General features: G+C 56.9%; 23 protein-coding genes. 9 read left to right on the top strand and 14 right to left on the bottom strand.

The window, feature by feature from the left end; genetic code table 11:
- Positions 1-153: 153 nt before the first annotated feature.
- Entirely contained in the window at positions 154-1257 is a 1104-nt protein-coding gene (asd, locus tag OTG14_RS20870; protein ID WP_024908885.1) for an aspartate-semialdehyde dehydrogenase, read from the bottom strand.
- A 177-nt stretch (positions 1258-1434) separates the two neighbouring features.
- Here asd and yhgN point away from each other — a divergent pair, with 177 nt between their 5' ends.
- Complete coding sequence (yhgN, locus tag OTG14_RS20865; protein ID WP_003861574.1) at positions 1435-2028, top strand: NAAT family transporter YhgN; 594 nt, start codon at positions 1435-1437, stop codon at positions 2026-2028.
- Between the two features lie 140 nt (positions 2029-2168).
- Here yhgN and tusA read toward each other — a convergent pair whose 3' ends face one another.
- Positions 2169-2411 (bottom strand): sulfurtransferase TusA, encoded by a 243-nt coding sequence (tusA, locus tag OTG14_RS20860; protein ID WP_008503071.1) that lies wholly within the window; start codon positions 2409-2411, stop codon positions 2169-2171.
- Positions 2412-2578: 167 nt separating this feature from the next.
- Between tusA and OTG14_RS20855 the strand changes: the two genes are divergently transcribed.
- Together OTG14_RS20855 and OTG14_RS20850 are read left to right on the top strand one after the other, a co-directional pair.
- Positions 2579-3244: a 7-cyano-7-deazaguanine/7-aminomethyl-7-deazaguanine transporter gene (locus OTG14_RS20855; protein WP_008503072.1), complete on the top strand. Its 666-nt coding sequence runs from the start codon at positions 2579-2581 to the stop codon at positions 3242-3244.
- Positions 3245-3316: 72 nt separating this feature from the next.
- The gene (locus tag OTG14_RS20850) at positions 3317-3874 is read left to right on the top strand and encodes a DcrB family lipoprotein (protein ID WP_008503073.1); all 558 of its coding nucleotides are present in this window, start codon (positions 3317-3319) and stop codon (positions 3872-3874) included.
- Positions 3875-3878: 4 nt separating this feature from the next.
- On the opposite strand, the gene OTG14_RS20845 is transcribed toward OTG14_RS20850, so the two are convergent.
- Positions 3879-5096 carry an MFS transporter gene (locus tag OTG14_RS20845; RefSeq protein ID WP_063622752.1) on the bottom strand — a complete coding sequence of 406 codons (1218 nt, stop codon included), beginning with the start codon at positions 5094-5096 and terminating at the stop codon, positions 3879-3881.
- A 144-nt stretch (positions 5097-5240) separates the two neighbouring features.
- Between OTG14_RS20845 and OTG14_RS20840 the strand changes: the two genes are divergently transcribed.
- Both OTG14_RS20840 and acpT read left to right on the top strand, forming a co-directional pair.
- Positions 5241-6290, top strand: coding sequence for an AI-2E family transporter (locus tag OTG14_RS20840; protein WP_045909021.1), 1050 nt, complete (start codon positions 5241-5243; stop codon positions 6288-6290).
- A 104-nt stretch (positions 6291-6394) separates the two neighbouring features.
- Entirely contained in the window at positions 6395-7015 is a 621-nt protein-coding gene (gene acpT, locus OTG14_RS20835; protein WP_063622753.1) for a 4'-phosphopantetheinyl transferase AcpT, read from the top strand.
- Here the strand turns inward: acpT and arnF are convergent.
- The 8 genes from arnF to OTG14_RS20795 form a co-directional block, all read right to left on the bottom strand.
- The gene (arnF, locus tag OTG14_RS20830) at positions 6948-7352 is read right to left on the bottom strand and encodes a 4-amino-4-deoxy-L-arabinose-phosphoundecaprenol flippase subunit ArnF (protein ID WP_063622754.1); all 405 of its coding nucleotides are present in this window, start codon (positions 7350-7352) and stop codon (positions 6948-6950) included. The two genes, acpT and arnF, sit on opposite strands and share 68 nt — an antisense overlap.
- Positions 7349-7684, bottom strand: a complete 336-nt coding sequence (gene arnE / locus OTG14_RS20825) for a 4-amino-4-deoxy-L-arabinose-phosphoundecaprenol flippase subunit ArnE (protein ID WP_045909037.1) — start codon at positions 7682-7684, stop codon at positions 7349-7351. Before arnE ends, arnF begins: the two co-directional genes overlap by 4 nt.
- A complete protein-coding gene (arnT, locus tag OTG14_RS20820; protein WP_069720556.1) occupies positions 7684-9339 on the bottom strand; it encodes a lipid IV(A) 4-amino-4-deoxy-L-arabinosyltransferase in 1656 nt (551 codons plus the stop codon). Before arnT ends, arnE begins: the two co-directional genes overlap by 1 nt.
- The gene (arnD, locus tag OTG14_RS20815) at positions 9336-10238 is read right to left on the bottom strand and encodes a 4-deoxy-4-formamido-L-arabinose-phosphoundecaprenol deformylase (RefSeq protein ID WP_048226324.1); all 903 of its coding nucleotides are present in this window, start codon (positions 10236-10238) and stop codon (positions 9336-9338) included. Before arnD ends, arnT begins: the two co-directional genes overlap by 4 nt.
- Positions 10235-12217 carry a bifunctional UDP-4-amino-4-deoxy-L-arabinose formyltransferase/UDP-glucuronic acid oxidase ArnA gene (gene arnA, locus OTG14_RS20810; RefSeq protein WP_267215695.1) on the bottom strand — a complete coding sequence of 661 codons (1983 nt, stop codon included), beginning with the start codon at positions 12215-12217 and terminating at the stop codon, positions 10235-10237. The genes arnD and arnA overlap by 4 nt, the downstream gene beginning before the upstream one ends.
- A complete protein-coding gene (gene arnC, locus OTG14_RS20805) occupies positions 12214-13197 on the bottom strand; it encodes an undecaprenyl-phosphate 4-deoxy-4-formamido-L-arabinose transferase (protein ID WP_267215694.1) in 984 nt (327 codons plus the stop codon). Before arnC ends, arnA begins: the two co-directional genes overlap by 4 nt.
- A 1-nt stretch (position 13198) precedes the next feature.
- Positions 13199-14338 (bottom strand): UDP-4-amino-4-deoxy-L-arabinose aminotransferase, encoded by a 1140-nt coding sequence (arnB, locus tag OTG14_RS20800; RefSeq protein ID WP_267215693.1) that lies wholly within the window; start codon positions 14336-14338, stop codon positions 13199-13201.
- Positions 14339-14790: 452 nt separating this feature from the next.
- On the bottom strand, positions 14791-15297 hold the full coding sequence (locus OTG14_RS20795) for a phenolic acid decarboxylase (RefSeq protein ID WP_024908855.1): 507 nt from the start codon (positions 15295-15297) through the stop codon (positions 14791-14793).
- Between the two features lie 99 nt (positions 15298-15396).
- Here OTG14_RS20795 and OTG14_RS20790 point away from each other — a divergent pair, with 99 nt between their 5' ends.
- The 3 genes from OTG14_RS20790 to OTG14_RS20775 all read left to right on the top strand — a co-directional run bounded on the left by OTG14_RS20790 (position 15397) and on the right by OTG14_RS20775 (position 18292).
- Entirely contained in the window at positions 15397-16278 is an 882-nt protein-coding gene (locus OTG14_RS20790) for a LysR family transcriptional regulator (protein WP_267215692.1), read from the top strand.
- Positions 16279-16310: 32 nt separating this feature from the next.
- Entirely contained in the window at positions 16311-17105 is a 795-nt protein-coding gene (locus OTG14_RS20785; RefSeq protein WP_021242161.1) for an SDR family NAD(P)-dependent oxidoreductase, read from the top strand.
- 524 nt (positions 17106-17629) lie between these two features.
- Complete coding sequence (locus tag OTG14_RS20775) at positions 17630-18292, top strand: HAD family hydrolase (RefSeq protein ID WP_024908852.1); 663 nt, start codon at positions 17630-17632, stop codon at positions 18290-18292.
- 66 nt (positions 18293-18358) lie between these two features.
- Here the strand turns inward: OTG14_RS20775 and OTG14_RS20770 are convergent, their stop codons facing one another.
- Both OTG14_RS20770 and OTG14_RS20765 read right to left on the bottom strand, forming a co-directional pair.
- Positions 18359-19384, bottom strand: a complete 1026-nt coding sequence (locus tag OTG14_RS20770; protein WP_023616134.1) for a TerC/Alx family metal homeostasis membrane protein — start codon at positions 19382-19384, stop codon at positions 18359-18361.
- 166 nt (positions 19385-19550) lie between these two features.
- Positions 19551-19949 (bottom strand): potassium channel family protein, encoded by a 399-nt coding sequence (locus OTG14_RS20765; RefSeq protein ID WP_024908850.1) that lies wholly within the window; start codon positions 19947-19949, stop codon positions 19551-19553.
- A 314-nt stretch (positions 19950-20263) separates the two neighbouring features.
- On the opposite strand from OTG14_RS20765, the gene OTG14_RS20760 reads away from it, so the two are divergent.
- Positions 20264-21598, top strand: coding sequence for an MFS transporter (locus tag OTG14_RS20760; RefSeq protein ID WP_267215691.1), 1335 nt, complete (start codon positions 20264-20266; stop codon positions 21596-21598).
- Positions 21599-21635: 37 nt separating this feature from the next.
- On the opposite strand, the gene OTG14_RS20755 is transcribed toward OTG14_RS20760, so the two are convergent.
- Positions 21636-22373, bottom strand: a complete 738-nt coding sequence (locus tag OTG14_RS20755) for an IclR family transcriptional regulator (protein WP_023326255.1) — start codon at positions 22371-22373, stop codon at positions 21636-21638.
- Positions 22374-22375 lie beyond the last annotated feature (2 nt).

Raw genomic sequence — 22375 nt, 5'->3', positions numbered from 1 at the left:
TGCTCCGCTCGAACCTCAGGTAAGAAATGACTCTTCCTTAAAGCATAGCCAACGCTCTAGATGACTCCTGATAAAAAATAAGACATACGCGTGTTACTCCATGTAGTACGCAAAAAAAAGGGGTGAAAATCACCCCTGGTATTTAACAAATTATTACGCCAGCTGGCGCAGCATGCGGCGCAGCGGCTCGGCGGCGCCCCACAGGAGCTGGTCACCGACGGTGAACGCGGAGAGATACTCCGGCCCCATATTCAGCTTACGCAGACGGCCAACCGGCGTGGTCAGCGTGCCGGTCACCGCTGCCGGGGTCAGCTCGCGCATAGTGATATCGCGATCGTTTGGTACCACTTTCGCCCACGGGTTGTGCGCGGCCAGCAGCTCTTCCACGGTCGGAATAGACACATCTTTTTTCAGTTTAATGGTGAAGGCCTGGCTGTGGCAGCGCAGTGCGCCGATACGTACGCACAGACCGTCAACCGGAATGGTGTTCGCGGTATTGAGGATTTTGTTGGTTTCAGCCTGGCCTTTCCACTCTTCGCGGGTCTGGCCGTTATCCAGCTGCTTGTCGATCCACGGGATCAGGCCACCGGCCAGCGGTACGCCAAAGTTATCCACCGGCAGCTCGCCGCTGCGGGTCAGCTGGGTCACTTTACGCTCGATATCCAGAATAGCGGATGCCGGGTTTGCCAGCTCGGTCGCAACGCTCTGGTGCAGTTGGCCCATCTGGGTCAGCAGCTCGCGCATGTGACGCGCACCGCCGCCGGACGCCGCCTGGTAGGTCGCCACGGAGACCCACTCCACCAGATCCTGCGCGAACAGGCCGCCGAGGGACATCAGCATCAGGCTGACGGTGCAGTTACCGCCAACAAACGTTTTCACGCCGTTGTTCAGGCCATCGGTGATCACGCCCTGGTTAACCGGGTCGAGAATGATGATGGCATCGTCTTTCATGCGCAGCGACGAGGCCGCGTCAATCCAGTAGCCCTGCCAGCCGCTTTCACGCAGCTTTGGATAGATTTCGTTGGTATAATCGCCGCCCTGGCAGGTCACAATAATGTCGAGCGCCTTCAGCGCTTCCAGATCGTAAGCATCCTGCAACGTGCCTGTGGTACCACCAAAGGACGGAGCAGCCTGGCCGAGCTGAGAAGTGGAGAAGAAGACCGGGCGGATAGCGTCGAAATCGCGCTCTTCAACCATGCGTTGCATGAGTACAGAGCCGACCATACCGCGCCAGCCGATAAAACCAACGTTTTTCATAGCATTTTTTTCCTGCTGAGGGTGTGTGCTGATTGTGCAAGCCAGTATTGAACTGGGATATGCTTCACATTACAAAATGCTGCCAAAGTCGCAAGCGAAATTAATCGATGATTGCCCGGCAATCAGAAATACAGCTAATTATCATAATAACCTTAGAGAGTTTCAGGGATAATTTACATGAGTGAAATCATTTCCGCCGCGGTTTTATTGATCCTTATTATGGATCCCCTGGGCAACCTGCCCATCTTCATGTCGGTGCTAAAACACACCGAGCCGAAGCGACGCCGGGCGATCATGATCCGCGAGCTGCTCATCGCCCTGCTGGTGATGTTTATCTTCCTGTTTGCGGGTGAAAAAATTCTCGCATTCCTGAACCTGCGTGCCGAAACCGTGTCGATTTCCGGCGGGATTATTCTGTTCCTGATTGCCATTAAGATGATTTTCCCGAGCGCGGAAGGCAGCAGCAGCGGCCTGCCTGCGGGTGAAGAGCCATTTATTGTGCCGCTGGCGATCCCCCTCGTCGCGGGCCCGACCATTCTGGCCACGCTGATGCTGCTGTCGCATCAGTATCCGAATCAGATGAGCCATCTGGTGATTGCCCTGCTGATTGCCTGGGGCGGGACGTTCATTATCCTGCTGCAGTCGTCCCTGTTCCTGCGCCTGCTGGGCGAAAAAGGGGTAAACGCGCTGGAACGCCTGATGGGGCTGATTCTGGTCATGATGGCAACGCAGATGTTCCTGGACGGGATCCGGGCGTGGATGAAGGGCTAGGTAAAAGCAAAATGGCCACTACGTGGCCATTTTTAGTGTTTGCTCCCTCTCCCCGTGGGAGAGGGCCGGGGTGAGGGCATCAGGCCGCAGAGGAAACATATTCGCCGGGTGGCGGCTTCGCCTTACCCGGCCTACAAAACTTAACCCTTACGAATCAAATACCGGTACGGTAGCGCCTCAGTCTGCTGTGCCACCAGCTCATGCTCCATAAAGGTACAAAAACCGGGAATGTCGCGGGTCGTGGCCGGGTCGTCGGCGATGATCAGCAGCGTTTCACCGGTCTGCATGTTGCGCACGGTTTTACGTACCATCATTACCGGTTCCGGGCAGCGAAGGCCCTGGGCATCAAGGGTGTGGTCTGGGCTGGAAAACAGGTCGGTCATGATCTTCTCGGTCAGGTAAAAACGGCTGTAGTTTACGCCCGGTTGCGATCAATGCAAACCAGGTTAACGATTGCGTAAAAACTAACCATTGCAATGTCCTGCCAAAGCAGTATCATGCTGCGGTTTTTATTGGGTTCCCTCACCCCAACGTATAAAAAGGTCACAATATGACGCAGTTTTCTGAATCTCAACGCGTAAAAGCGTTGTTCTGGCTTTCGCTTTTCCATTTGCTGGTGATCACCTCCAGCAACTATCTGGTGCAGCTCCCTATCTCCATCTTTGGTTTTCATACCACATGGGGCGCGTTCAGTTTTCCGTTTATTTTCCTCGCCACCGATCTGACCGTGCGTATCTTTGGCGCACCGCTGGCTCGCCGCATTATTTTTGCGGTCATGCTCCCGGCGCTGTTCATCTCGTACGGGGTTTCGTCTCTGTTTTATATGGGAAGCTGGCAGGGTTTTGAGGCGTTAACCCACTTCAACCTGTTTGTCGCCCGTATCGCCGCAGCAAGCTTTATGGCCTACGCGCTGGGGCAGATCCTCGACGTACACGTGTTTAACCGCCTGCGTCAGAATCATCGCTGGTGGATGGCCCCCACCGCCTCCACGCTGTTCGGTAACGTGAGCGATACGCTGGCCTTCTTCTTCATCGCCTTCTGGCGTAGCCCGGATGCGTTTATGGCCGAACACTGGATGGAAATCGCGCTGGTGGACTACTGCTTTAAGGTGCTCATCAGCATTGTCTTCTTCCTGCCCATGTACGGCGTGCTGCTGAATATGCTGCTGAAAAGGCTGGCAGATAAATCTGAAATCACGGCATTGCAGGCAGGTTAAGGGTTCGCTTTATCAGTTGTGATAAGATGAACGAATGAGCCGTTATGGCCGTTTATCGAAAGGAAGAAGTCAATGCGCAATCTGGTTAAATATGTCGGGATTGGCCTGCTCGTTGTGGGTCTTGCAGCCTGTGATAACAGCGACACGAAAACGCCTGCTCAGGGCGCATCCGCAGAAAGCAATGCGACCGGCCAGCCGGTGAATCTGATGGATGGCAAACTCAGCTTCTCTCTGCCAGCCGATATGACTGACCAGAGCGGCAAGCTGGGCACTCAGGCGAACAACATGCACGTTTACTCCGACGCAACCGGGCAGAAAGCGGTCATTGTGATTGTGGGCGACGACACCAGCGAAGATCTGGCCGTCCTGTCCAAACGTCTTGAAGATCAGCAGCGCGGCCGCGACCCGCAGCTGCAGGTCGTGACCAATAAATCCATCGAGCTGAAAGGCCATAAGCTGCAGCAGCTGGACAGCATCATCTCTGCGAAAGGCCAGACCGCTTACTCCTCTGTCGTGCTGGGCAAGGTCGATAACAAACTCCTGACCCTGCAGATCACCCTGCCAGCGGAAGATCAGCAGAAAGCGCAGACGGCTGCTGAAAACATCATTAACACCATCGTGATCCAGTAACGTTTCACGATGATGACGTGGCCTCCGGTGCCTGCACCGGGGGCCATTTTTTTAGCCGCCACGTCAGAAGCAAGGCCACGATCACCAGACCCGCTGCGGCAAGGTAGATCACCGGCACGCCTGCCCAGGCCATCACCAGCCCCGCCAGCGGGCCGGTAATGCCTAACGACATATCCATAAACACCGTATAGGTCGCCAGCGCGGCGCCCTGATTCTGCGGCGGCACGGCTTTAACCGCCACCACGCCCAGCGCCGGGAAGACCAGTGAAAAACCGGCTCCCGCGAGGAAGACGCCCACTTTCGCGACCCAGGGCACCATCGCTATTCCGGTCAGCAGCAGCCCGACAATTTCTATCGCAAAGCAGATCATCGCCACGTTCAGCCCACCCAGACGGTTGATGCCGTTAGGGAAAAGCAGGCGCGCGCCAACAAACGCACAGCTGAACAGGGTTAACGCAAAGGCCGCGCCGTCCCAGCCTTTGGCGTCATAGAACAGGGTAATGAAGGTCGCGATCACACCGAAGCCGGTGGTCGCCAGCGCCAGCGCCATACCGTACGGCCAGACGCGCCCCAGCACCGCCCGAAACGGCAGCGGCTTGCCCTTGCTGGCCTTCACTTTCGGGCGCGGCAGCGCAAACAGAATCGCCAGCAGCGCGACCGCCATGATGGTGACGGCCAGCCCATACAGCCCGCCAAACGCATAGCAGGCCACGCCGAGCGGCGCACCGAGCGCCATCGCACCGTAGGTGACAATCCCGTTCCAGGAGATCACCCGGCCAATGTGCGGCGCGCCTACCACCCCCACGCCCCACAGCGTCGAGCCGGTTCCCGCCAGGCTTTGCCCGATGCCGAGGATGACGCGGCCCAGGCAGAGGAGCGCCAGACTGACCAGCGGCCAGTGGCTGGCTGAGGCAGCCAGCAGGTAGCTTAGGCCACTGAGGAAGCAGCCGCACAATCCCACCACCACGATGCTTTTTGGACCGAACGTGTCCGCGTAGCGACCGGCATGCGGTCGGCTCAGGAGTGTCGCGAAATACTGCAGGCTAATCACCAGCCCCGCCCAGAAGGCACTGAAGCCCATCACGTCATGGACATAGCCCGGCAGGACCGCCAGCGGCAGGCCGATGGTGAGATAGCTGGCAAAGTTGAAAATAACAACGGAAACGATGCGCAGATTGAGGCGCAGTCCGCTCAGTGCCGTTTCAGCGGCAGGTTCGGGCATGGGGTTCTACCTGGATTTTTTACAACAGTGTTTACTATTACCACGCCCCAATAAGAAAATCAGCACCGACTTTCAGATTAACGGTGCCAGACGAAGCGAAGCCCGGGCACTACACTTACCGGGTCATCATATTAAGGAACACGCATGATCGCTAACCCGTCCGACAAAGCAGGACTCCACATCTTATTAAAGCTCGCCTGTCTGGTGGTTATCCTTGCGGGTATCCATGCTGCTGCTGACATTATTGTCCAGCTCCTGCTGGCGCTCTTTTTTGCCATTGTGCTTAATCCTCTGGTCACCTGGTTTCTTCGCCGGGGCGTCAGCCGTCCGGTCGCCATCACCATTGTCGTCATCGTGATGCTGATTGCCCTGACGGCGCTCTTCGGCGTGCTGGCGGCATCGCTGAGCGAGTTCTCCACCATGCTGCCGCAGTACAACAAAGAGCTGACGCGTAAGATTGTGGCGCTGCAGGAGATGGTACCTTTCCTTAATTTGCATATCTCACCTGAACGGATGCTGCGCAGGATGGATTCCGAGAAGGTCATGACCTACGCCACCACGCTGATGACGGGGCTTTCCGGCGCGATGGCCAGCATTCTGCTGCTGGTCATGACGGTGGTGTTTATGCTGTTTGAAGTCCGCCACGTCCCCTATAAGCTGCGCTTTGCGTTGAATAACCCCCAAATTCATATCGCCGGGTTACACCGGGCGCTGAAGGGGGTCTCAAAATATCTGGCGCTGAAAACGCTGCTGAGCGTCTGGACCGGGGTGATTGTCTGGCTGGGGCTGATGCTGATGGACGTGCAGTTCGCGCTGATGTGGGGCGTACTGGCCTTTCTGCTCAACTACGTGCCCAATATTGGCGCGGTGCTTTCCGCCGTGCCGCCGATGATTCAGGCGTTTCTGTTTAACGGTTTTTACGAATGCATGCTGGTTGGCGCGCTGTTCCTCGTGGTGCATATGGTGCTGGGCAATATTCTCGAGCCGCGCATGATGGGGCACCGGCTGGGCATGTCGACGCTGGTTGTATTTTTATCCTTACTGATTTGGGGATGGCTGCTGGGCCCGGTCGGCATGCTGCTGTCGGTCCCCCTGACCAGCGTGTGTAAGATCTGGATGGAAACCACCAAAGGCGGCAGCAAGCTGGCGATCCTGCTCGGGCCGGGGAGGCCAAAAAGCCGGTTGCCTGGGTAAGCACTCTCGTCTGGTTAGCCATTACCGGGGACAATAGATTATAGTAATGGTTTCGCCGCGAAACTTTGCGACTCTCTCTGTTTTGACTGAAGGCCAGACGTTATATGTACCAGGTTTTTCTGGGAAAAATCTCCTCGCTGAGCACCAATCGCTGGGCTGAAGCACTCTCCCGACACGCGCCCGAAGGCGCCCAGCGTGCGCGCTGGCTGGCGGGTCGCGGGTTGCTTTCGCGTCTGCTGGCCCCGAAGTCACTACCGGAGATTATCCACAACGAACAGGGGAAACCCCTTTTTGCCGGCGACTATCCGCTGTGGTTCAGCCTTAGCCACGCGGATGATGACATTGCGTTAATTATCAGTGACGAAGGTAACGTGGGCTGTTCACTGGAACGTATTCGCCCGCAGGATAACTGGCACACGCTCGCCAATGCCGTCTTCAGCGGTGCCGAGCATGAAGAGCTGGAAAAGGAAACGCCAGAGAGCCAGCTTACGGCGTTCTGGCGCATCTGGACGCGGAAAGAAGCGATCGTTAAACAGAGCGGCGGTCACGCCTGGCAAATGGTTAGCATTGACAGTACCGCCCGCGCATTTCACTCAGTCAGCCACTGCCGGATAGACTCGCTGAGTCTTGCGGTCTGTACCGCGACGCCCTTTGAGCTCAGGGCCGGGTTGATCCATTCTGCTGACGACGTGCTGGCCGAAAAATCGTCAACACACCCAGAATAATAAACCCGACCCCCACCAGCCCGTGCCAGGAGAAACGTTCTTCCCAGCCCGGCAGCAGGATCGCAGCGCCCCACACCAGGATATAGCTAAGACTCAGCAAGGCATACGCTTTGCTGAGCGCCATGCGATACAGCGCCAGATACCAGCAGCCCATCGAGGCCACATACCCCATCAACCCCAGCAGCAGCGCCCCCGTGCCGGATGAGAAGTGCCACAGCGCAGAAATAAGCGCCAGAACATCGCTGACCGGCGGCAATGCCTGCATCGCACTGCGCAGCAACAGCTGCGCGGCGCTGACTAACAGCACGCTGCATAAGGCCCAGAACGCCCCTTTCACAGGCTTCCTCCCAGGATAACAATCCCAATGATGATCAACCCTACCCCCAGCCAGTGATGCGATGCGACGGTTTCACGCCAGAATACCTTCGCCGCCAGCGTCACCCAGACAAAATTGAGGCTCAGCATAGGGTAGGCAATGCCGACAGGCAGGCGCTGCAGCACCACCAGCCAGACCAGCATCCCGCTGCCCAGCGCCAGCAGGGCCAGGCCAAGCCACAGCGCGATATGCACGCCACGCCGCCCGGCTTTCGCCGGACGGGTAGCCTGTTTCTGGCACAGCTGTCCTGCACAGCTGAGCAGGCTTGCCAGTATCAGCCAGATCCAGGTCATCACTTCGGCAGATACTGCAGGTAGGCCAGACGGCCCTGGATATACAGGCTGTCCGGTTCTGGCAGATTAGCCCGCGAAAGGTCATCGCGTTTTGACAGCAGGATAACCAGCGATACGCGTCCCTGCTGACGGTGCTCTGCCAGCCACTGCGCGAAGTCATCTTTACCGACAAAACGATCTTTCACATCAGGATAATCCAGCCCGTAGCGCAGTTCGCCACTCTGACCATACAGCGTGATGTCATTGCGCTTCAGCTCCCACGCCAGGCCAGCGGCCACGCCCACGTTATTGGCCAGCACGTAACGGCTGTCCTGAAGCGGCTCGCGCACGGTGTCGACCAGCGACTGCGGCTGTTTGGAATCCACCACCAGGTTAGGAATGGCGAAACCAATCAGCAGCGCCAGGCCCGCAGGGCAGAACGCCGCCAGCCACCAGCGCTGCTGGCTCTGCCTGAACGTAAACCAGCCTACCGCGGCCCAGATGAGGAACGCGACCACCGCGCAGAACACTTTATACAGTTCGACCGAGGTCCAGACCGGATGCTTAGACAGTCCCCACGGGGAGACCACCAGCGCCGCCACCACGCCGATAACGCCAAACGCCAGGTTAATCCCGCCGTTAATGCGCAACGCTCTGGCGCCTTTCTCCGCCGCGAGGCAGGCATAGCGCGCCATCAGGATCGCCAGCGGGGCAAAACACGGCAGGATGTAGGTCGGCAGCTTGCCTTTGGCGATGCTGAAGAACAGCAGCGGCATCACCACCCATCCCAGCAGATAGAACCCGCCACCCGCATTTTGTCGGTCATTCCAGCCGAGACGAAACGCGCCGGGCAGCAGTGCCAGCCACGGCAGGCTACCCGCAATCAGGAACGGTATGTAGTACCAGAACGGGGCTTTGTGCTGCGCGTCGCTCTGGGCGAAACGCTGAATATGTTCCACCCAAAAGAAGTAACGCCAGAAGTCAGGCTCACGCTGCGCAATGGCCAGCCCCCATGGCAGAACAATCAGCACGCAGCTCAGGATCGCGAGCCAGCCAAATATCAGCACCTCTTTCCAGCGCTTCTGGGCGATCACCCACGGCAGCACGCCAATCACCGGCACCGCCAGTGCCAGGAAGCCTTTGGTCATCACCCCCATCCCGCAGGCCAGCCCAAGCAGCACATAGCCGCCCGCTTTTCCGGCAACGGTTTGGGCCTGTGACGCCAGCCAGAAGCTGCACATCGCCGCCACCAGCCACAGGGTGATGATAGGATCCAGCACCGCATACGTGCCGATGCCATACACCAGGAACAGGGTCAGGAAGATCAGGCCGGAGAAAATGGCTGTCCGCTTATCCCGCCAGAGACGCCAGGCCATCCAGATAACCAGCAGCGCGGCTAAACCGGTGGAGAAGATGGACCCGGCGCGCACGGCGAGGTTCGTGTGCCCGAACAGCATCTGCCCGATGCTGTTGACCCAGTAGCCAGCAATTGGCTTTTCAAAGTAACGCAGCCCCAAGAAATGCGGGACAACCCAGTCTCCGGAGGCCAGCATTTCGCGGCTGATTTCCGCATAGCGCGTTTCATCAGGCTGCCAAAGCAGGCGGATATCGACCGGAATGAGGTAGTAAACGATAAACAGTGCGAGAAGCGCTAAGCCATAACGGGCTGTTTTCATGGGACCGGACTCACGGTTTGTTGATAACCAAGCCAGCCTTCCCGGCCAGCCAGTTCATTACGGACAACTTTTCCCACGGGCAGGGTACTGAGGTCGTCTGGCAGCAGCTCGCTCAACGGGCAGAATTCGATGCCCTCCTGAGCGGCCATCGTCAGCAGTTCGTCGAAATCATGCTGATACGCAATCCCTTCCACTTCGGCATGGATGGTATACACCGGCGTACCGGCGTCACGATGAATGCGGTCCAGAATGTAGCGATTGAACTCATCCGCCTTAACCTCGCGTCCAACCACTTCATCCCAGGTGGGAAGCGTGACCGGAATTTGCACCGTACCGTAGCGATTTTCGCCTAACAGCGGCAAAAAGGGCCCGGTTCCACGGCAATCGCTGTTGTAGCGAAACGCGAAGGCCTCTTTGGCCTTCACGACGCGCTGATCCGCACGCCATCCCGCCACGGCGGAGCAGCGCACGGGCTGACCGATAATGGCCTCCAGCTCCAGCATCCCACGCTCGACCTCACGAGACAGGCGCGGGATATCCCAGACGCCCGCCCAGGCTTGCCAGGCATGGTGATCCCAGGCGTGCAGACCCACCTCATGATGCTGCGCCGCCTCGCGGATTACCGCTTCATTACCCGCGCCGATGCGTCTGCCGGGCCAGGCGGTGCCGGCCAGCAAAATATCCCAGCCGTAGAGGGATGCTGCGCGCGAGCGCAGCATTTTGTACAGAAATGCCGGTTTAACCAGACGCCATAAATGGCGTCCCATGTTGTCAGGCCCCACGCTGAAGAAAATGCTGGAGCGCACACCGTGCTTGCTCAGCAGTTCCAGCAGTTTGGGTACGCCGTCACGCGTTCCCCTGAAGGTGTCGACATCAATGCGTAAACCGACTTTTTTCATGAGACCTGTTCCGACAGCTCCACGGTGCGCAGGAAGAAATCAAGCGTTTCATCAATGGTCTGTTCCATCTTCACGGTCGGCGTCCAGTTCAGGCAGCGCTTCGCATTGCGAATGCTTGGCTTACGGTGCTCAACGTCCTGATACCCTTTTCCGTAGTAGCTGCTGCTTTCCACTTCGCGGAAGCCGGCAAACGGCGGGAATTTATCGCGCAGCGGATGACGCTCAAAGCTGGCCAGCAGCATCTCGGCCAGCTCGCGAATGCTCGCTTCGTTGTCCGGGTTGCCGATGTTGATGATTTCACCGTTGCAGCGGTTATCTTTGTTTTCGATGATGCGGAACAGCGCTTCGATACCGTCGCTGATATCCGTAAAGCAGCGTTTTTGTTTCCCGCCTTCGATAAGCTTAATTGGCGAGCCTTCTACCAGGTTCAGGATCAGCTGGGTGATCGCACGGGAGCTGCCAATACGCGCCGCGTTCAGGTTGTCCAGACGTGGCCCCATCCAGTTGAACGGACGGAACAGGGTAAAGCGCAGGCCCTCTTTCTCACCGTAGGCCCAAATCACGCGGTCCAGCAGCTGTTTGGAGACGGAGTAAATCCAGCGCTGTTTGTTGATCGGCCCGACCACCAGGTTGGAGGTGTCTTCATCGAAGTTCTTATCGGTACACATGCCGTACACTTCAGAGGTGGACGGGAAGATGATGCGCTTGTCGTATTTCACGCAGTCGCGGATGATCTTCAGATTCTCTTCGAAGTCCAGCTCAAACACGCGCAGCGGGTTACGGGTGTACTCGATTGGCGTGGCAATAGCGACCAGCGGCAGCACCACGTCGCATTTTTTAATGTGGTATTCAATCCACTCGGAATGGATGCTGATGTCCCCTTCCACGAAGTGGAAGCGCGGGTTGTCGAGGAAGCGGCTGATCGCATCCGCGCCGATATCCAGACCGTAAATCTCGTAGTTATCGTCCTTAAGCAGACGTTCGGTCAGGTGGTTACCGATAAAACCGTTCACGCCGAGGATCAGCACGCGGGTGCGGCGTTTGATGGCAACAACCGGTGCGCTGGTGATCAGCGCCCCAGCCACCAGGCCCAGCGACTGCGCCAGCTGTGTGCCCTGAACGTACAGGCCATTGTCGGTTTGTCCGGTAACGATCTCCAGTGCCTGCTCGCCGCAGCTCACAATCAGCGGGGAGACGGAGACGACGGTACCCGGTTTTGCCGCTGGAATGTCGTCACGCACGCGGGATTTCCAGACGATGAATTTGCTTACGCCCGCAAAGCTGTAGGCGCCCGGCCACGGATCGGTTACGGCGCGCACCAGGTTGTGCAGCTGGCGGGCCGGTTTGTTCCAGTCCAGACGACCATCTTCCGGCGCGCGGCGACCAAAGCTGCTTGCCTTGCTCTCATCCTGCGCGGTTTCGCTGAAGGTGCCGCTGAGGATGGCGGGAAGCGCGTCACGCAGCAGCGTCTGTGCCGTCGCGTTCAGCTTGTGATGCAGCTGCAGCGCAGTTTCGTCCGCATCAATAGCGACCTTCTGCTGTGCCACGATAGCGCCCGCATCCGCACGGTGCACCATGCGGTGCAGCGTCACGCCCGTTTCCGTTTCACCGTTCACCAGCACCCAGTTCAGCGGGGCGCGGCCACGGTAGGCCGGCAGCAGAGAACCGTGAAGGTTAAAGGCGCCTTTTGCGGCCAGGCCTAAGATCTCGTCGGAGAGCAGGTTGCGATAGTAGAACGAGAAGATCACATCAGGCGCGAGCGCGCGGATGCGATCCACCCACAGCGGGTGATTTACGTCGTCCGGCGCATAAACCGGGATCCCACGCTCGGCGGCGATACGCGCCACGGAGCCGAAAAAGTTATTCTCTCCGGCGGTGTCCGGATGGGTAAAGATTGCCGCAATGTCATAGCCCGCTTCCAGCAGGGCCAGCGTGCCCGTGCACCCCATATCGTGATAGGCAAATACAACAGCTTTCATGGGTGAATTTCCTCTTGAGATGCTTTGTGTTCCTGACGGACAACACGTTGAATAAAGTAGCGCGGACGCGCGCGAACATCGTTATAGATACGGCCAATGTATTCACCGAGAAGGCCCATTCCGACAAACTGGGCGCCGATGAACATAAACAGCACGGCAAAGAGCATGAAGACCCCTTCCGCCGCCCACTGCGGGCCAAAGACCAGTCGCAGTACCACCAGCAGAACGGACAGCGCAAAACCGGCCACGGCGATGATGCTGCCGAACACGCTCAGCAGACGCAGCGGCGTGGTGGTCAGGCAGGTGATGAGGTCATACATCAGGTTGATGAGACGCATAAAGCTGTACTTCGATTCCCCGTGCTCGCGCTCGGCGTGCAGAACCGGGATTTCCGTTGCCTTACGGGCAAAGGTGTTCGCCAGAATCGGAATGAAGGTGCTGCGCTCATGGCAATGCAGCATGGCGTCGACAATATGGCGACGGTAGGCGCGCAGCATGCAGCCGTAGTCACCCATCGCTTTACCGGTGGTGCGCTGGATCAGGCGGTTAATGGTGCGTGACGCCAGCTTACGGAACAGGCTGTCCTGGCGGTTCTGACGTACCGTGCCGACCACGTCATAACCTTCATCGGCTTTGGCAACCAGGCGCGGGATCTCTTCCGGCGGGTTTTGCAGGTCAGCATCCAGGGTGATGATCAGATCGCCCGTGACGTGGCTAAACCCCGCCATAATCGCCGAGTGCTGGCCGTAGTTGCGGTTGAGCAGCACGGCTACGATGTGGCTGCCTTCAACCTGCGCGGCTTCGGTCAGCATCAGTGCGGAATTATCGCTACTGCCGTCATCCACCAACAGAATTTCATAAGCCTTGCCCATCGTGTCACAGGCGGCCGTTGTACGGCGGATCAGCTCGGGCAGGCTCTCCTGCTCGTTATAAACCGGGATGACCACGGAAACTTTTTGTACAGGTGGTGCACTGAACATATCAATGTCCTGCAAGCTGATGGAGTGCGGTAATGACACGGGTTGTGTCGTCATGAGTCATGTCCGGGAAAAGAGGGAGGGAACAAATACGCGCGCTATTCCATTCAGAATTCGGGAGCGATACATCAGGAAAACGCTCGCGGTAGTATTTTTGGGTGTGCGCCGCGCGGAAATGGAGACCGGTACCGATGCCTTTCTCTTTCAGAGCCGCCATCAGGTTGTCGCGGGAAATTCCACAGCGCGCTTCATCAACACGAATAATAAACAGGTGCCAGGCGTGCACGTGCGGCCATGACGGAATGGTGAGCGGCTGGAACGGCGTATCGGCCAGCTCCCGCAGGTAGCGTTCAGCGATTTCCTGGCGGCGTTTATTGGCCTCTTTCAGTTTACCTAACTGCACCAGCGCCAGCGCGGCGTTAATGTCCGCCAGGTTGTATTTATAGCCCGGCGCGATCACTTCCGCCTGCGGCGCACGACCATGCGTCTGGCGGTCATAGGCATCTACGCCCAGGCCGTGGAATTTCAGACTGCGGATCCGCTGTGCGAGCTGGGCATTATCCGTGACGACTAAGCCGCCTTCCGCGCAGGTCATATTTTTAATGGCGTGGAAGGAAAAAATCGCCGTCCCTTTCCAGCCCACGTGACGGTTCTTGTAGTACGTTCCGGCGGCATGGGCCGCATCTTCAATCACCGGAATACCGTGACGTTCACCGATGGCATGGATAGCGTCGATGTCACACGGCGCGCCGGCATAGTGAACGGGAATAATGGCTTTAGTGCGCGGGGTAATGGCGGCTTCAACGGCTTCTGGCGTCACCATTAATGTATCTTTGTCCACATCAATCATGACCGGTGTGGCACCCAGCAACACGATCATATTTAGCGTGGAGACCCAGGTCTGGGAAGGGGTAATGACTTCATCGCCCGGGCCAATATCCAGCGCCATCAGCGTGACGTGCATACCCGCGGTGGCTGAACAGACGGCAATCGCATGCTGATTCCCGGTAAGTTGACAGAATGCCTCTTCAAGCTCCTGATTCTTAGGCCCCGTGGTGATCCAGCCCGACATCAAAACGTCCTGAAGCGCCGCAATTTCCTCAGCGCCCATCGACGGTCGCGAAAAAGGCAGAAAATCACTCATTATTAATTTCCTTGCTGTATTAAAGGCGTCATCTATTACTGCGCTGTCGTAATGGGCAGCTCAATGGGATCATGCAAGATGGTTATTAAATAAAGACCAAATAAAATTAAGTCGCTATAACAGTTATGTCAACAAACCATCAACTGAAGCAAAAGTAGCGCCGTTTTCTTAGGAAAAAATTAAGACAGGCGAAGAGCGGAAGGGAAACAGCACATAGAATAGGATAGAAAATCGTTTTACAACAGCAGGATAGTCATTCTAACTATTTTTTTGTTTTTTTGTGTGTGGACTCACAGCGATTACTCTACTATTTCATTTCGTTTACATTAAAATTATAAGAAAAGTAAATGAATACTCAACCAAAATAAAAATCCCGGAGGTTTGGGTGGGAATTCCGTCATCCTCCGGGAACTTTCTATTAATATCAATTGTCGCGCATTCAACTGTCGCGCTTAGTTAAGATTAGCAGGAAAATCATTCGGCAATTCGCTGGCGGCGCAGGCGATAACGCTTTCATTATTTGCGCCGCAGTCGCGCACAAAGGTGATCGTGGCAAATTCATCAATCACTTCCGTTGGATACGCCGGCCCTGCATCGCGATAGCTATTCATCAGCGGAATATGGTCGTTCTGGAAGCAGACGGTTTTTTCCGGGTTGTTCATGACCCAGCGCGGGAAGAAGATGGTGCCGTGGAACAGTTTGTCGCCCAGGTTCACAATCAGGCTGACGTCGGTGCCTGTTGGCTCGGTCCAGGAAATTTTATAGATGCTCTCCCCTACCCGCACGATGTAAGCCTGCTGATCTTTCACCCAACGGTTTGCCACAAGGCCGCTGTGAATACGGTAATCCAGGGTCGTCTCATTTTTGACGTAAATCTCGTAGTTCCAGCCGTTGTCGTAGGTATAAACAAGGTGTTTGCCAACGAAACCGCTTAAGTCGTGTTTGTCGAAGGTGTTCATAAGATGTCTCCTTTGTTTTGATGAGACGATCGTACCCCTTCAAAAAATGGATGAATAACGCTATGTTTTAATCAAATTCATCCAAATTTTAGATAAATCATGCATAAGACGACGCTGGAACAATGGTCCTTACTGGAACGAGTGGTGGAAGCGGGCAGCTTTGCCAAAGCCGCAGAAGAAACCCACCGCAGCCAGTCTTCGGTGAGCTATAACCTGTCGCTGCTGCAGGAGCGGCTCGGCGTGGCGCTCCTGGTCCCGGAGGGGCGACGGGCGGTGTTAACCCCGGCCGGTGAGCTTCTTCTCAGCCAGGTTAAACCGCTGCTGAAAGCCTTTTCGTATGTTGAGACGCGCGCAGCGACCCTTCGCAACGGGATGCGCACGCGGTTGGATCTGGTGGTGGACTCCATTTTCCCGCGCCGCCGCCTGTTCGCCATTCTGCGCCAGTTCCAGCAGCTGTATCCGCAGACCCAGGTCCGTCTCACCGAAGTGCTGGAAAATACCCGCGCCGACGCCATTAACGACGAAGCCGATGTGATGATCTTAACCCGCCGCCAGGACATTACCGGGCTCGGCGAATGGCTGATGAATATCGACTTTGTTGCCGTGGCCCATCACCAGCATCCCCTCTTTCACCTCGACGCGCCGCTAAATGATGAGATGCTGCGCCCGTGGCCGCTTATCCAGATTGCGGACAGCCAGCCCGCCGCGCGCGCGGCCGGTGAGTCGTGGACCTTCTCCACCATCGATGCCGCCATAGAGGCCGTCCTCTCTCAGGTCGGCTACGGCTGGCTGCCAGAGGAACGCATCCAGACCCAGCTGGATCAAGGCGTCCTGAAACGCCTGCCGCTGAGCCACGGTGCGCGCAGAGCAACGCCGCTTCACCTGATTGTTAAGCGCTCCCTCGCCCCGCTTGACGAGCAGGTGGAGACGCTGCTGCGCCTTTTTAGCCAGGAGCCGTCATCCTCACCTGCTACGCTTTAAGGTCCGAACGTTAAAACGATAAGGAGCTGATGATGAAAATCGACTTTACGGGGAAAGTGGCGCTGGTGACCGCCTCAACCGGCGGGATCGGGTTCGCCATTGCCAGAGGGCTGGCAGAAAGCGGTGCCGAGGTGATCGTCAATGGCCGCAGCACGGAATCGGTGAACAAAGGCATTCAGCAGCTGCAGCAGGTGGTGCCGGGCGTACAGGTGCGCGCCGCGATTGCCGATCTCAGCACGGCGGAAGGGGTCGAGTCGCTGCTGAAGGTGGCGAATAACGTCGATATTCTGGTTAACAACGCCGGGATTTACGGCCCGCAGGATTTCTATGCCACCGACGATGAAACCTGGGAGCGTTACTGGCAGACCAACGTGATGTCCGGCGTGCGTCTGTCCCGCGCCCTGCTGCCGGGCATGGTGCAGAAAGGCTGGGGACGCGTGGTGTTTATCTCCTCCGAGTCGGCCTGCAATATCCCGGCGGATATGATCCACTACGGCGTGACCAAAACGGCACAGCTCTCGCTGGCGCGCGGGCTGGCGAAGTTCGTGGCAGGGAGCGGCGTGACGGTCAACAGCGTACTGCCAGGCCCGACGATGTCGGACGGTTTTGCAGAGATGATGAAAGATGAAATCGAAAAAACCGGCAAATCGCTGGAGCAGCTGGCGAAAGAGTTTGTGATGGCCAACCGCCCCAGCTCGGTGATCCAGCGCGCGGCCACGGTTGAAGAGGTGGCCAATATGGTGATTTATGTCTGTTCGCCACAGGCCTCCGCCACCTCCGGCGCGGCGTTACGCGTCGACGGCGGCGTCGTGGATGACATTATTTAATGTTGTCAGGCATCACTTGCCGCAACACGTCGGGCGGAATGGAGCAATCTGCGCGCCGCAATGCGTGATTCCGCCCCGCGGTTACCGGGTGATTTCCCCTTTCTGGTATGGATCGAGAATACGCGAGCGCAGCGGATCCGTTGCCTGATGCTTCAGGGCAGATTTCGCTGGCGATACTGCCAGTTCATGGTTCATCGATAACATCGACGCGGGAAGTTGAAAACTCATTGCAGAAAACGAAGCAAAACTTAACGTGAGGATTGAAATAAGCGATCTAAGAGTCATATCAAGAAAGAGGTAGTGAGTGAGTTTTTCCTTCCCTGTGGGGGCCAAAGGGTTCCCCTAAATATCGTGCGATGTGGCGATAATATAGACAGATCGTTTTTTCACCAATTCTTATCGAGGCCAAAAATGGACTCACTTTGAGATCGCAAGATCGAGAAAAAATGGTGGTGATGTAAGGACTGTCCTGGTAAAGCAGGTAAACTGATCCACAGAATGTGTATTTCAGCTAAGACGTATTTATGACCAATATGATTGCCGACGAGACGGTGGCGAAATCCAGCGTGCTCTCTGTCTTTGACTTTGATGGGACATTAACGCACCACGACAGCTTTATTCCTTTCCTGCGCTTTGCCTTCGGGAAACGTTACTTCGCGGGTCGTCTGGTGCGTATGGCGCTGCCCACGCTCCACTGCGTGCGTCGTAAGCTGACGCGCGATGAGCTAAAGGAAGTGCTGATCAAAACGTTCCTGACGGGCGTGGATGAACACTGGTTGCGCCAGCAGGCGGAAGCCTTTTGCGAAAAATACTGGAACAAGCTGATGCGTCCCGAAGGGGTTCTGGCGGTGGCGGCTGAGGTGAATTCCGGTGCGGAGGTGACCATCTGTTCCGCCTCTCCGGCGCTGGTGCTTCAGCCGTGGGCTGACAAACTGGGCATTAAGCTGATTGGCACGCAGCTGGAAGTGAAAGATGGCAAGCTGACAGGGCGCATCACGGGCCACAACTGCCGCTGCGCCCAGAAGGTGGCAAGGCTTGAAAAAGTGTATGGCGATCTGAACGCCTATCACCTGCGCGCCTGGGGAGACACCCGCGGCGACCACGAGCTGCTGGCGGCGGCGCAGGATCCGCACTGGCGGCACTTCCACCCGCCGCGCAAGCGCCGGAATTCACCGATTAAGGGTTAGGTGCGCTCTGGTGCCCTCACCCCGGCCCTCTCCCACAGGGAGAGGGAGAGGGAGAAAAGCGGTACATCAGGCCTCACGTTTTCCCGGGAACATCACGCTCGCAATAATCCCCAGCGCCAGCACGCCTAGTACCACAAACAGGCTGGCCGTCGCGCCAATGCTGTAACCATGATGCCAGAAGTGGTCGGTGGCATTTAACCCCAGCTTGAACGCCACGAAGAACAGCAGCAGCACCACGGCTTTCTCGAGGTGTACCAGGTACTGCTTCAGCGCTTCCAGCACGAAGTAGAGCGTACGCAGGCCAAGAATGGCGAACATCATGGCGCTGTAGATAATCAGCGGTTCGCGGCTCACGGCAATAATGGCCGGCACGGAGTCAAACGCGAACATCACGTCAGAGAGCTCAACGACGGCCACGCAAAGCAACAGCGGTGTCGCATAGCGCTTCGCCTTCTTCACGCGGCCGACCATCACGTCCTGGTTTTCCGGCTTCTCCAGCTCCGCATCCACCTCTTTCTGCGTCAGAATAAAGGCATTGCTGCTGATTTTCGGCCAGACCGGATAGAAGCGCTTCACCAGGCGATAGGCGAGATGACCCGAGTAATCTTCCACTTCGTCGCTCTCTTCATTACGTCTGAGCATCATCACCGCCGTCCAGCCAACGACCAGCGCGAAAATCACCTCAACGTACGGCCCCAGGCTTAACAGGCTGGTGCCGATAGCCACGAAAATACCGCGGAAGACAATCGCCCCCAGCACGCCCCAGTAGAGCACGCGGTGACGGTACTTATCCGGCACGCCGAACCAGGCGAAGATCGCCATCATCACAAACAGGTTATCGACGGAGAGCACCTCTTCCAGCGCATAGCCGGTAAGGAACAGGCTCGCCATCTCGGCGCCGTGGTGAACGTACAGGAACCCGGCGAAGGCCATCGCCATCATGACCCAGAAGATGGACCACATTGCGGCGCTTTTCAGCGAGATCGGTTTGTCGTGACGGTGCATAAAGAGGTCGATAAACATCGCCCCAACGGCCATCACCACAAAGACAACAACGGTTTCCGTCGGGAAACCGAGATGAGCAGCAGACATACAAAACCCTTTTGGCAGACAAAACACAGAACCATGCAAACTGGCGTAAACCAGGAACAGAAAAGGGCGGGCCGTTAATCAGCCTCTTCGCCCTCAAAATCGCAGCCATCTGGCCGCGCAAGGAGGAGTACTTTACCTTACCAGACGGGGATCGTGCATCTGCCGTTTAAGCGCTCATGCCGCGCAAACGCTGCAGCACCGCCACCAGAACCGCCACAGACCAGCCTACCATCAACGCGCCCACCAGCCCTTCCACCCCACCGATGAGCCGCCAGTGCTGAGGTAACGTGACGTCGCCGTACCCTACCGTCGCATAGCTCACCAGCGAAAAGTAGAAGCTGGTGTTCCAGTCATTAAACGCGTCGATGACAAAATAAAACGCAGCAAACAGCCCGGCTTCCAGGAGATGGGCGAAGATCATGGAGATCACGATACCGACATTGCGTAAAACAATGCGTACCGCAGAATCGACTTCTAATGTGATGAATTTTAAAACGCCAAACATCCACAGCGAATGAATCACCACGGTTAGGGTAAGTAAAATAATAATACTGAGAAGCTGCATGATGCGTGCTCGACCAAAAGGAATATGGCCCCACTAACGCGGCGGGGCATCTGGTCGAAGCTTAGTTGAACGGAGCCGAAAAGTTGGTGCAATAATTGCGTTGCGTGATTATTTCCCTACCAGCCCGTCCTGTTTGCGGTTGGTCAGCAGCTGTAAGCGATATCCAGAGCGCACTATCTGTGAGTCACCTCTTATTTACACCATTTAAACCTTCCATTAACTGGATAAAAAGAACGCGCCGTCGCTATAGTGGTTTTGTTTAATAAAACTAAGTTGTACCTAATAAAACAAAGAACACACCCTGCGAGGATACAATGACAGAACATTTACGTAACGGCGCGACCGCCACCGAGGATATAGAAAGAGAGACGATGCGGAAGGTGATCTGGCGTATTCTCCCGTTTCTGATTGTCAGTTACCTGGTCTCGATTATCGATCGCGGGAATATCGGCATGGCTTCGCTGCAGATGAATGAGGACCTTGGCCTCAGCAAAGCGGCGTTTGGCTTCGCCAGCAGCCTTTACTTCGTGGCCTATTTTTTGTTTGAGGTACCCAGTAACCTGGCCATGCAGAAAGTCGGCGCCCGGCTGTGGATCCCGCGCATTATGATCAGCTGGGGCATTGTCTCCATGGGCATGGCGCTGGTTCAAAATACCACCTCGCTCTATATCGTCCGCTTTCTTCTCGGTGCCGCAGAGGCGGGCTTCTTCCCGGGCGTTGTGCTGTATCTGACCTGGTGGATCCCTTCCCGCTACCGCGCGCGCATTATTGCGTCCTTTATGGTCGCCATCCCGCTCGCTAACTTCATCGGCTCCCCGCTTTCCGGGTTGATACTGTCGCTCGATGGCTGGCTGGGTCTTCGCGGCTGGCATCTGCTGTTCATTATTGAAGGCTTACCTGCGGTACTGCTGGGTATTGCGGCCTGGTTTATTCTCCGGGATCGCCCTCATCAGGCGAAATGGCTCAGTGATGAACAGAAAAAATGGCTGGGAACCACGCTTGAGACCGAGCGGAGCCAGCAAAAGAACATCGGACACCAGACGACGTGGCAGCTGCTGAAGCATCGCCAAATCTGGCTGATGGCGCTGATTTACGCGGGCGCATCCTCCGCGGGCACTACCATCAGCGTCTGGTCCCCTCAGCTGCTGAAATCCTTCCATCTCGATAATCTTGAGACAGGTCTGTTTAACGCCATCCCTTACGGTCTGGCATCGGTTCTGATGATTGTCTGGGGACGACACTCCGATCGCACCAACGAACGCCGCTGGCATACCGCGCTGACGCTGTTCATGATTGCCGCCGGCGTGTTCGCTGCCTTTGTAAGCGTCTCGCTCTTTGCCACTATCGTGATCCTGAGCATTATCCTGACAGGCGCGTATTCTATGAAAGGGCCTTTCTGGGCGCTGGCATCCGGCTGGATGAGCAGCTCCTCGGCGGCGGCGGGGCTGGCCGCGATTGGCGCCATCGCGAATCTGATTGGCGGGGCGGTCATGGTAAATGCCTACGGCATGATCAGCGAGCGGACGGGCAGCTACACGCTGGCTATGCTTCCGCTGGCCGCGCTGTGCCTGGCCGGGGGTATCGCGGTGCTCATTATGGGACGGCAGGCCCGCAACGCTCAGCTACACGAAAAACAGGTCACGCATTAATGATGACAGAAGCGGGACACGCGTCCCGCTTCTGCGATTAAAGATTTTCTTCCGCCGCGTCGCTCGTTTCACCAAAGAACTGCTGACAGAAGGGCTTACTGGCTCCCATTTTCTGCGACAGACGGCTGGCCGCCGCCTTCATCAAAGGCCCTATCTCCTTCTCACGACGATCTTCCGTCAGCCGTGAGATGGGGCCGGTCAGGGCTAACGCCGCAACCAGCTTGTCGTGAACGCCGAAGACGGGCATCGCAAACGCCGCGGTGTGGGGATCGCGTGCGCCTGACGTGTAGAAAGGGAGTTCAGCGTCTCCCTCTGTCAGGCTCTCATTGAGCCCCCAATGGCGCAATACCTTACTGATGGCCGAATTATCGAGCGGGAACTGGCTGCCGGGAAGATTGCTGTGTCGCAGGCCGTGCGACGCTTCAGCGCGAAACAGGCAAAGGCGCTGCCCGCCCTCCAGCACATACCAGCTGGCACTCTCCTGAGACGCCAGAGAGAGCGCCTGAAGCTCTGGCTGAACCACCCGGGAAAGATGGAAAGATTGTTCATACAGCTTGCCGAGGTAAAGCAGACGTGGGCCAAGCGCATAATTGCCGTCTTCATGCCTGACGACGTAATTCATCCGTTCAAGAGAATTCATCAAGCGGTAAACCGTGGTTTTGTGATAACCCGACAGCTGTGCCAGCGCGGTCAGCGTCAGGCTCTCATCTCCAGGACGGAAGCAATCCAGTAAAGCCAGCGCTTTTTCAACCGCTACAACGCCTTCATTCCCCATCA

The sequence above is a fragment of the Enterobacter pseudoroggenkampii genome, from assembly GCF_026420145.1.
GTDB classification, from domain to species: Bacteria; Pseudomonadota; Gammaproteobacteria; order Enterobacterales; family Enterobacteriaceae; genus Enterobacter; species Enterobacter pseudoroggenkampii.
This window is presented reverse-complemented; position numbering and strand designations above follow the sequence as displayed.

Excerpts from the sequence above, each read along its gene's own strand:
- OTG14_RS20845 (WP_063622752.1), bottom strand. The coding sequence starts at position 5,096 with ATGCCCGAACCTGCCGCTGAAACGGCACTGAGCGGACTGCGCCTCAAT.
- OTG14_RS20795 (WP_024908855.1), bottom strand. The coding sequence starts at position 15,297 with ATGAACACCTTCGACAAACACGACTTAAGCGGTTTCGTTGGCAAACAC.
- OTG14_RS20840 (WP_045909021.1), top strand. The coding sequence starts at position 5,241 with ATGATCGCTAACCCGTCCGACAAAGCAGGACTCCACATCTTATTAAAG.
- arnA (WP_267215695.1), bottom strand. The coding sequence starts at position 12,217 with ATGAAAGCTGTTGTATTTGCCTATCACGATATGGGGTGCACGGGCACG.
- arnT (WP_069720556.1), bottom strand. The coding sequence starts at position 9,339 with ATGAAAACAGCCCGTTATGGCTTAGCGCTTCTCGCACTGTTTATCGTT.
- OTG14_RS20790 (WP_267215692.1), top strand. The coding sequence starts at position 15,397 with ATGCATAAGACGACGCTGGAACAATGGTCCTTACTGGAACGAGTGGTG.
- arnE (WP_045909037.1), bottom strand. The coding sequence starts at position 7,684 with ATGACCTGGATCTGGCTGATACTGGCAAGCCTGCTCAGCTGTGCAGGA.
- arnB (WP_267215693.1), bottom strand. The coding sequence starts at position 14,338 with ATGAGTGATTTTCTGCCTTTTTCGCGACCGTCGATGGGCGCTGAGGAA.
- tusA (WP_008503071.1), bottom strand. The coding sequence starts at position 2,411 with ATGACCGACCTGTTTTCCAGCCCAGACCACACCCTTGATGCCCAGGGC.
- OTG14_RS20785 (WP_021242161.1), top strand. The coding sequence starts at position 16,311 with ATGAAAATCGACTTTACGGGGAAAGTGGCGCTGGTGACCGCCTCAACC.
- OTG14_RS20850 (WP_008503073.1), top strand. The coding sequence starts at position 3,317 with ATGCGCAATCTGGTTAAATATGTCGGGATTGGCCTGCTCGTTGTGGGT.
- OTG14_RS20775 (WP_024908852.1), top strand. The coding sequence starts at position 17,630 with ATGACCAATATGATTGCCGACGAGACGGTGGCGAAATCCAGCGTGCTC.
- arnD (WP_048226324.1), bottom strand. The coding sequence starts at position 10,238 with ATGAAAAAAGTCGGTTTACGCATTGATGTCGACACCTTCAGGGGAACG.
- yhgN (WP_003861574.1), top strand. The coding sequence starts at position 1,435 with ATGAGTGAAATCATTTCCGCCGCGGTTTTATTGATCCTTATTATGGAT.
- OTG14_RS20855 (WP_008503072.1), top strand. The coding sequence starts at position 2,579 with ATGACGCAGTTTTCTGAATCTCAACGCGTAAAAGCGTTGTTCTGGCTT.
- arnC (WP_267215694.1), bottom strand. The coding sequence starts at position 13,197 with ATGTTCAGTGCACCACCTGTACAAAAAGTTTCCGTGGTCATCCCGGTT.
- OTG14_RS20770 (WP_023616134.1), bottom strand. The coding sequence starts at position 19,384 with ATGTCTGCTGCTCATCTCGGTTTCCCGACGGAAACCGTTGTTGTCTTT.
- OTG14_RS20755 (WP_023326255.1), bottom strand. The coding sequence starts at position 22,373 with ATGGGGAATGAAGGCGTTGTAGCGGTTGAAAAAGCGCTGGCTTTACTG.
- OTG14_RS20765 (WP_024908850.1), bottom strand. The coding sequence starts at position 19,949 with ATGCAGCTTCTCAGTATTATTATTTTACTTACCCTAACCGTGGTGATT.
- asd (WP_024908885.1), bottom strand. The coding sequence starts at position 1,257 with ATGAAAAACGTTGGTTTTATCGGCTGGCGCGGTATGGTCGGCTCTGTA.
- acpT (WP_063622753.1), top strand. The coding sequence starts at position 6,395 with ATGTACCAGGTTTTTCTGGGAAAAATCTCCTCGCTGAGCACCAATCGC.
- OTG14_RS20760 (WP_267215691.1), top strand. The coding sequence starts at position 20,264 with ATGACAGAACATTTACGTAACGGCGCGACCGCCACCGAGGATATAGAA.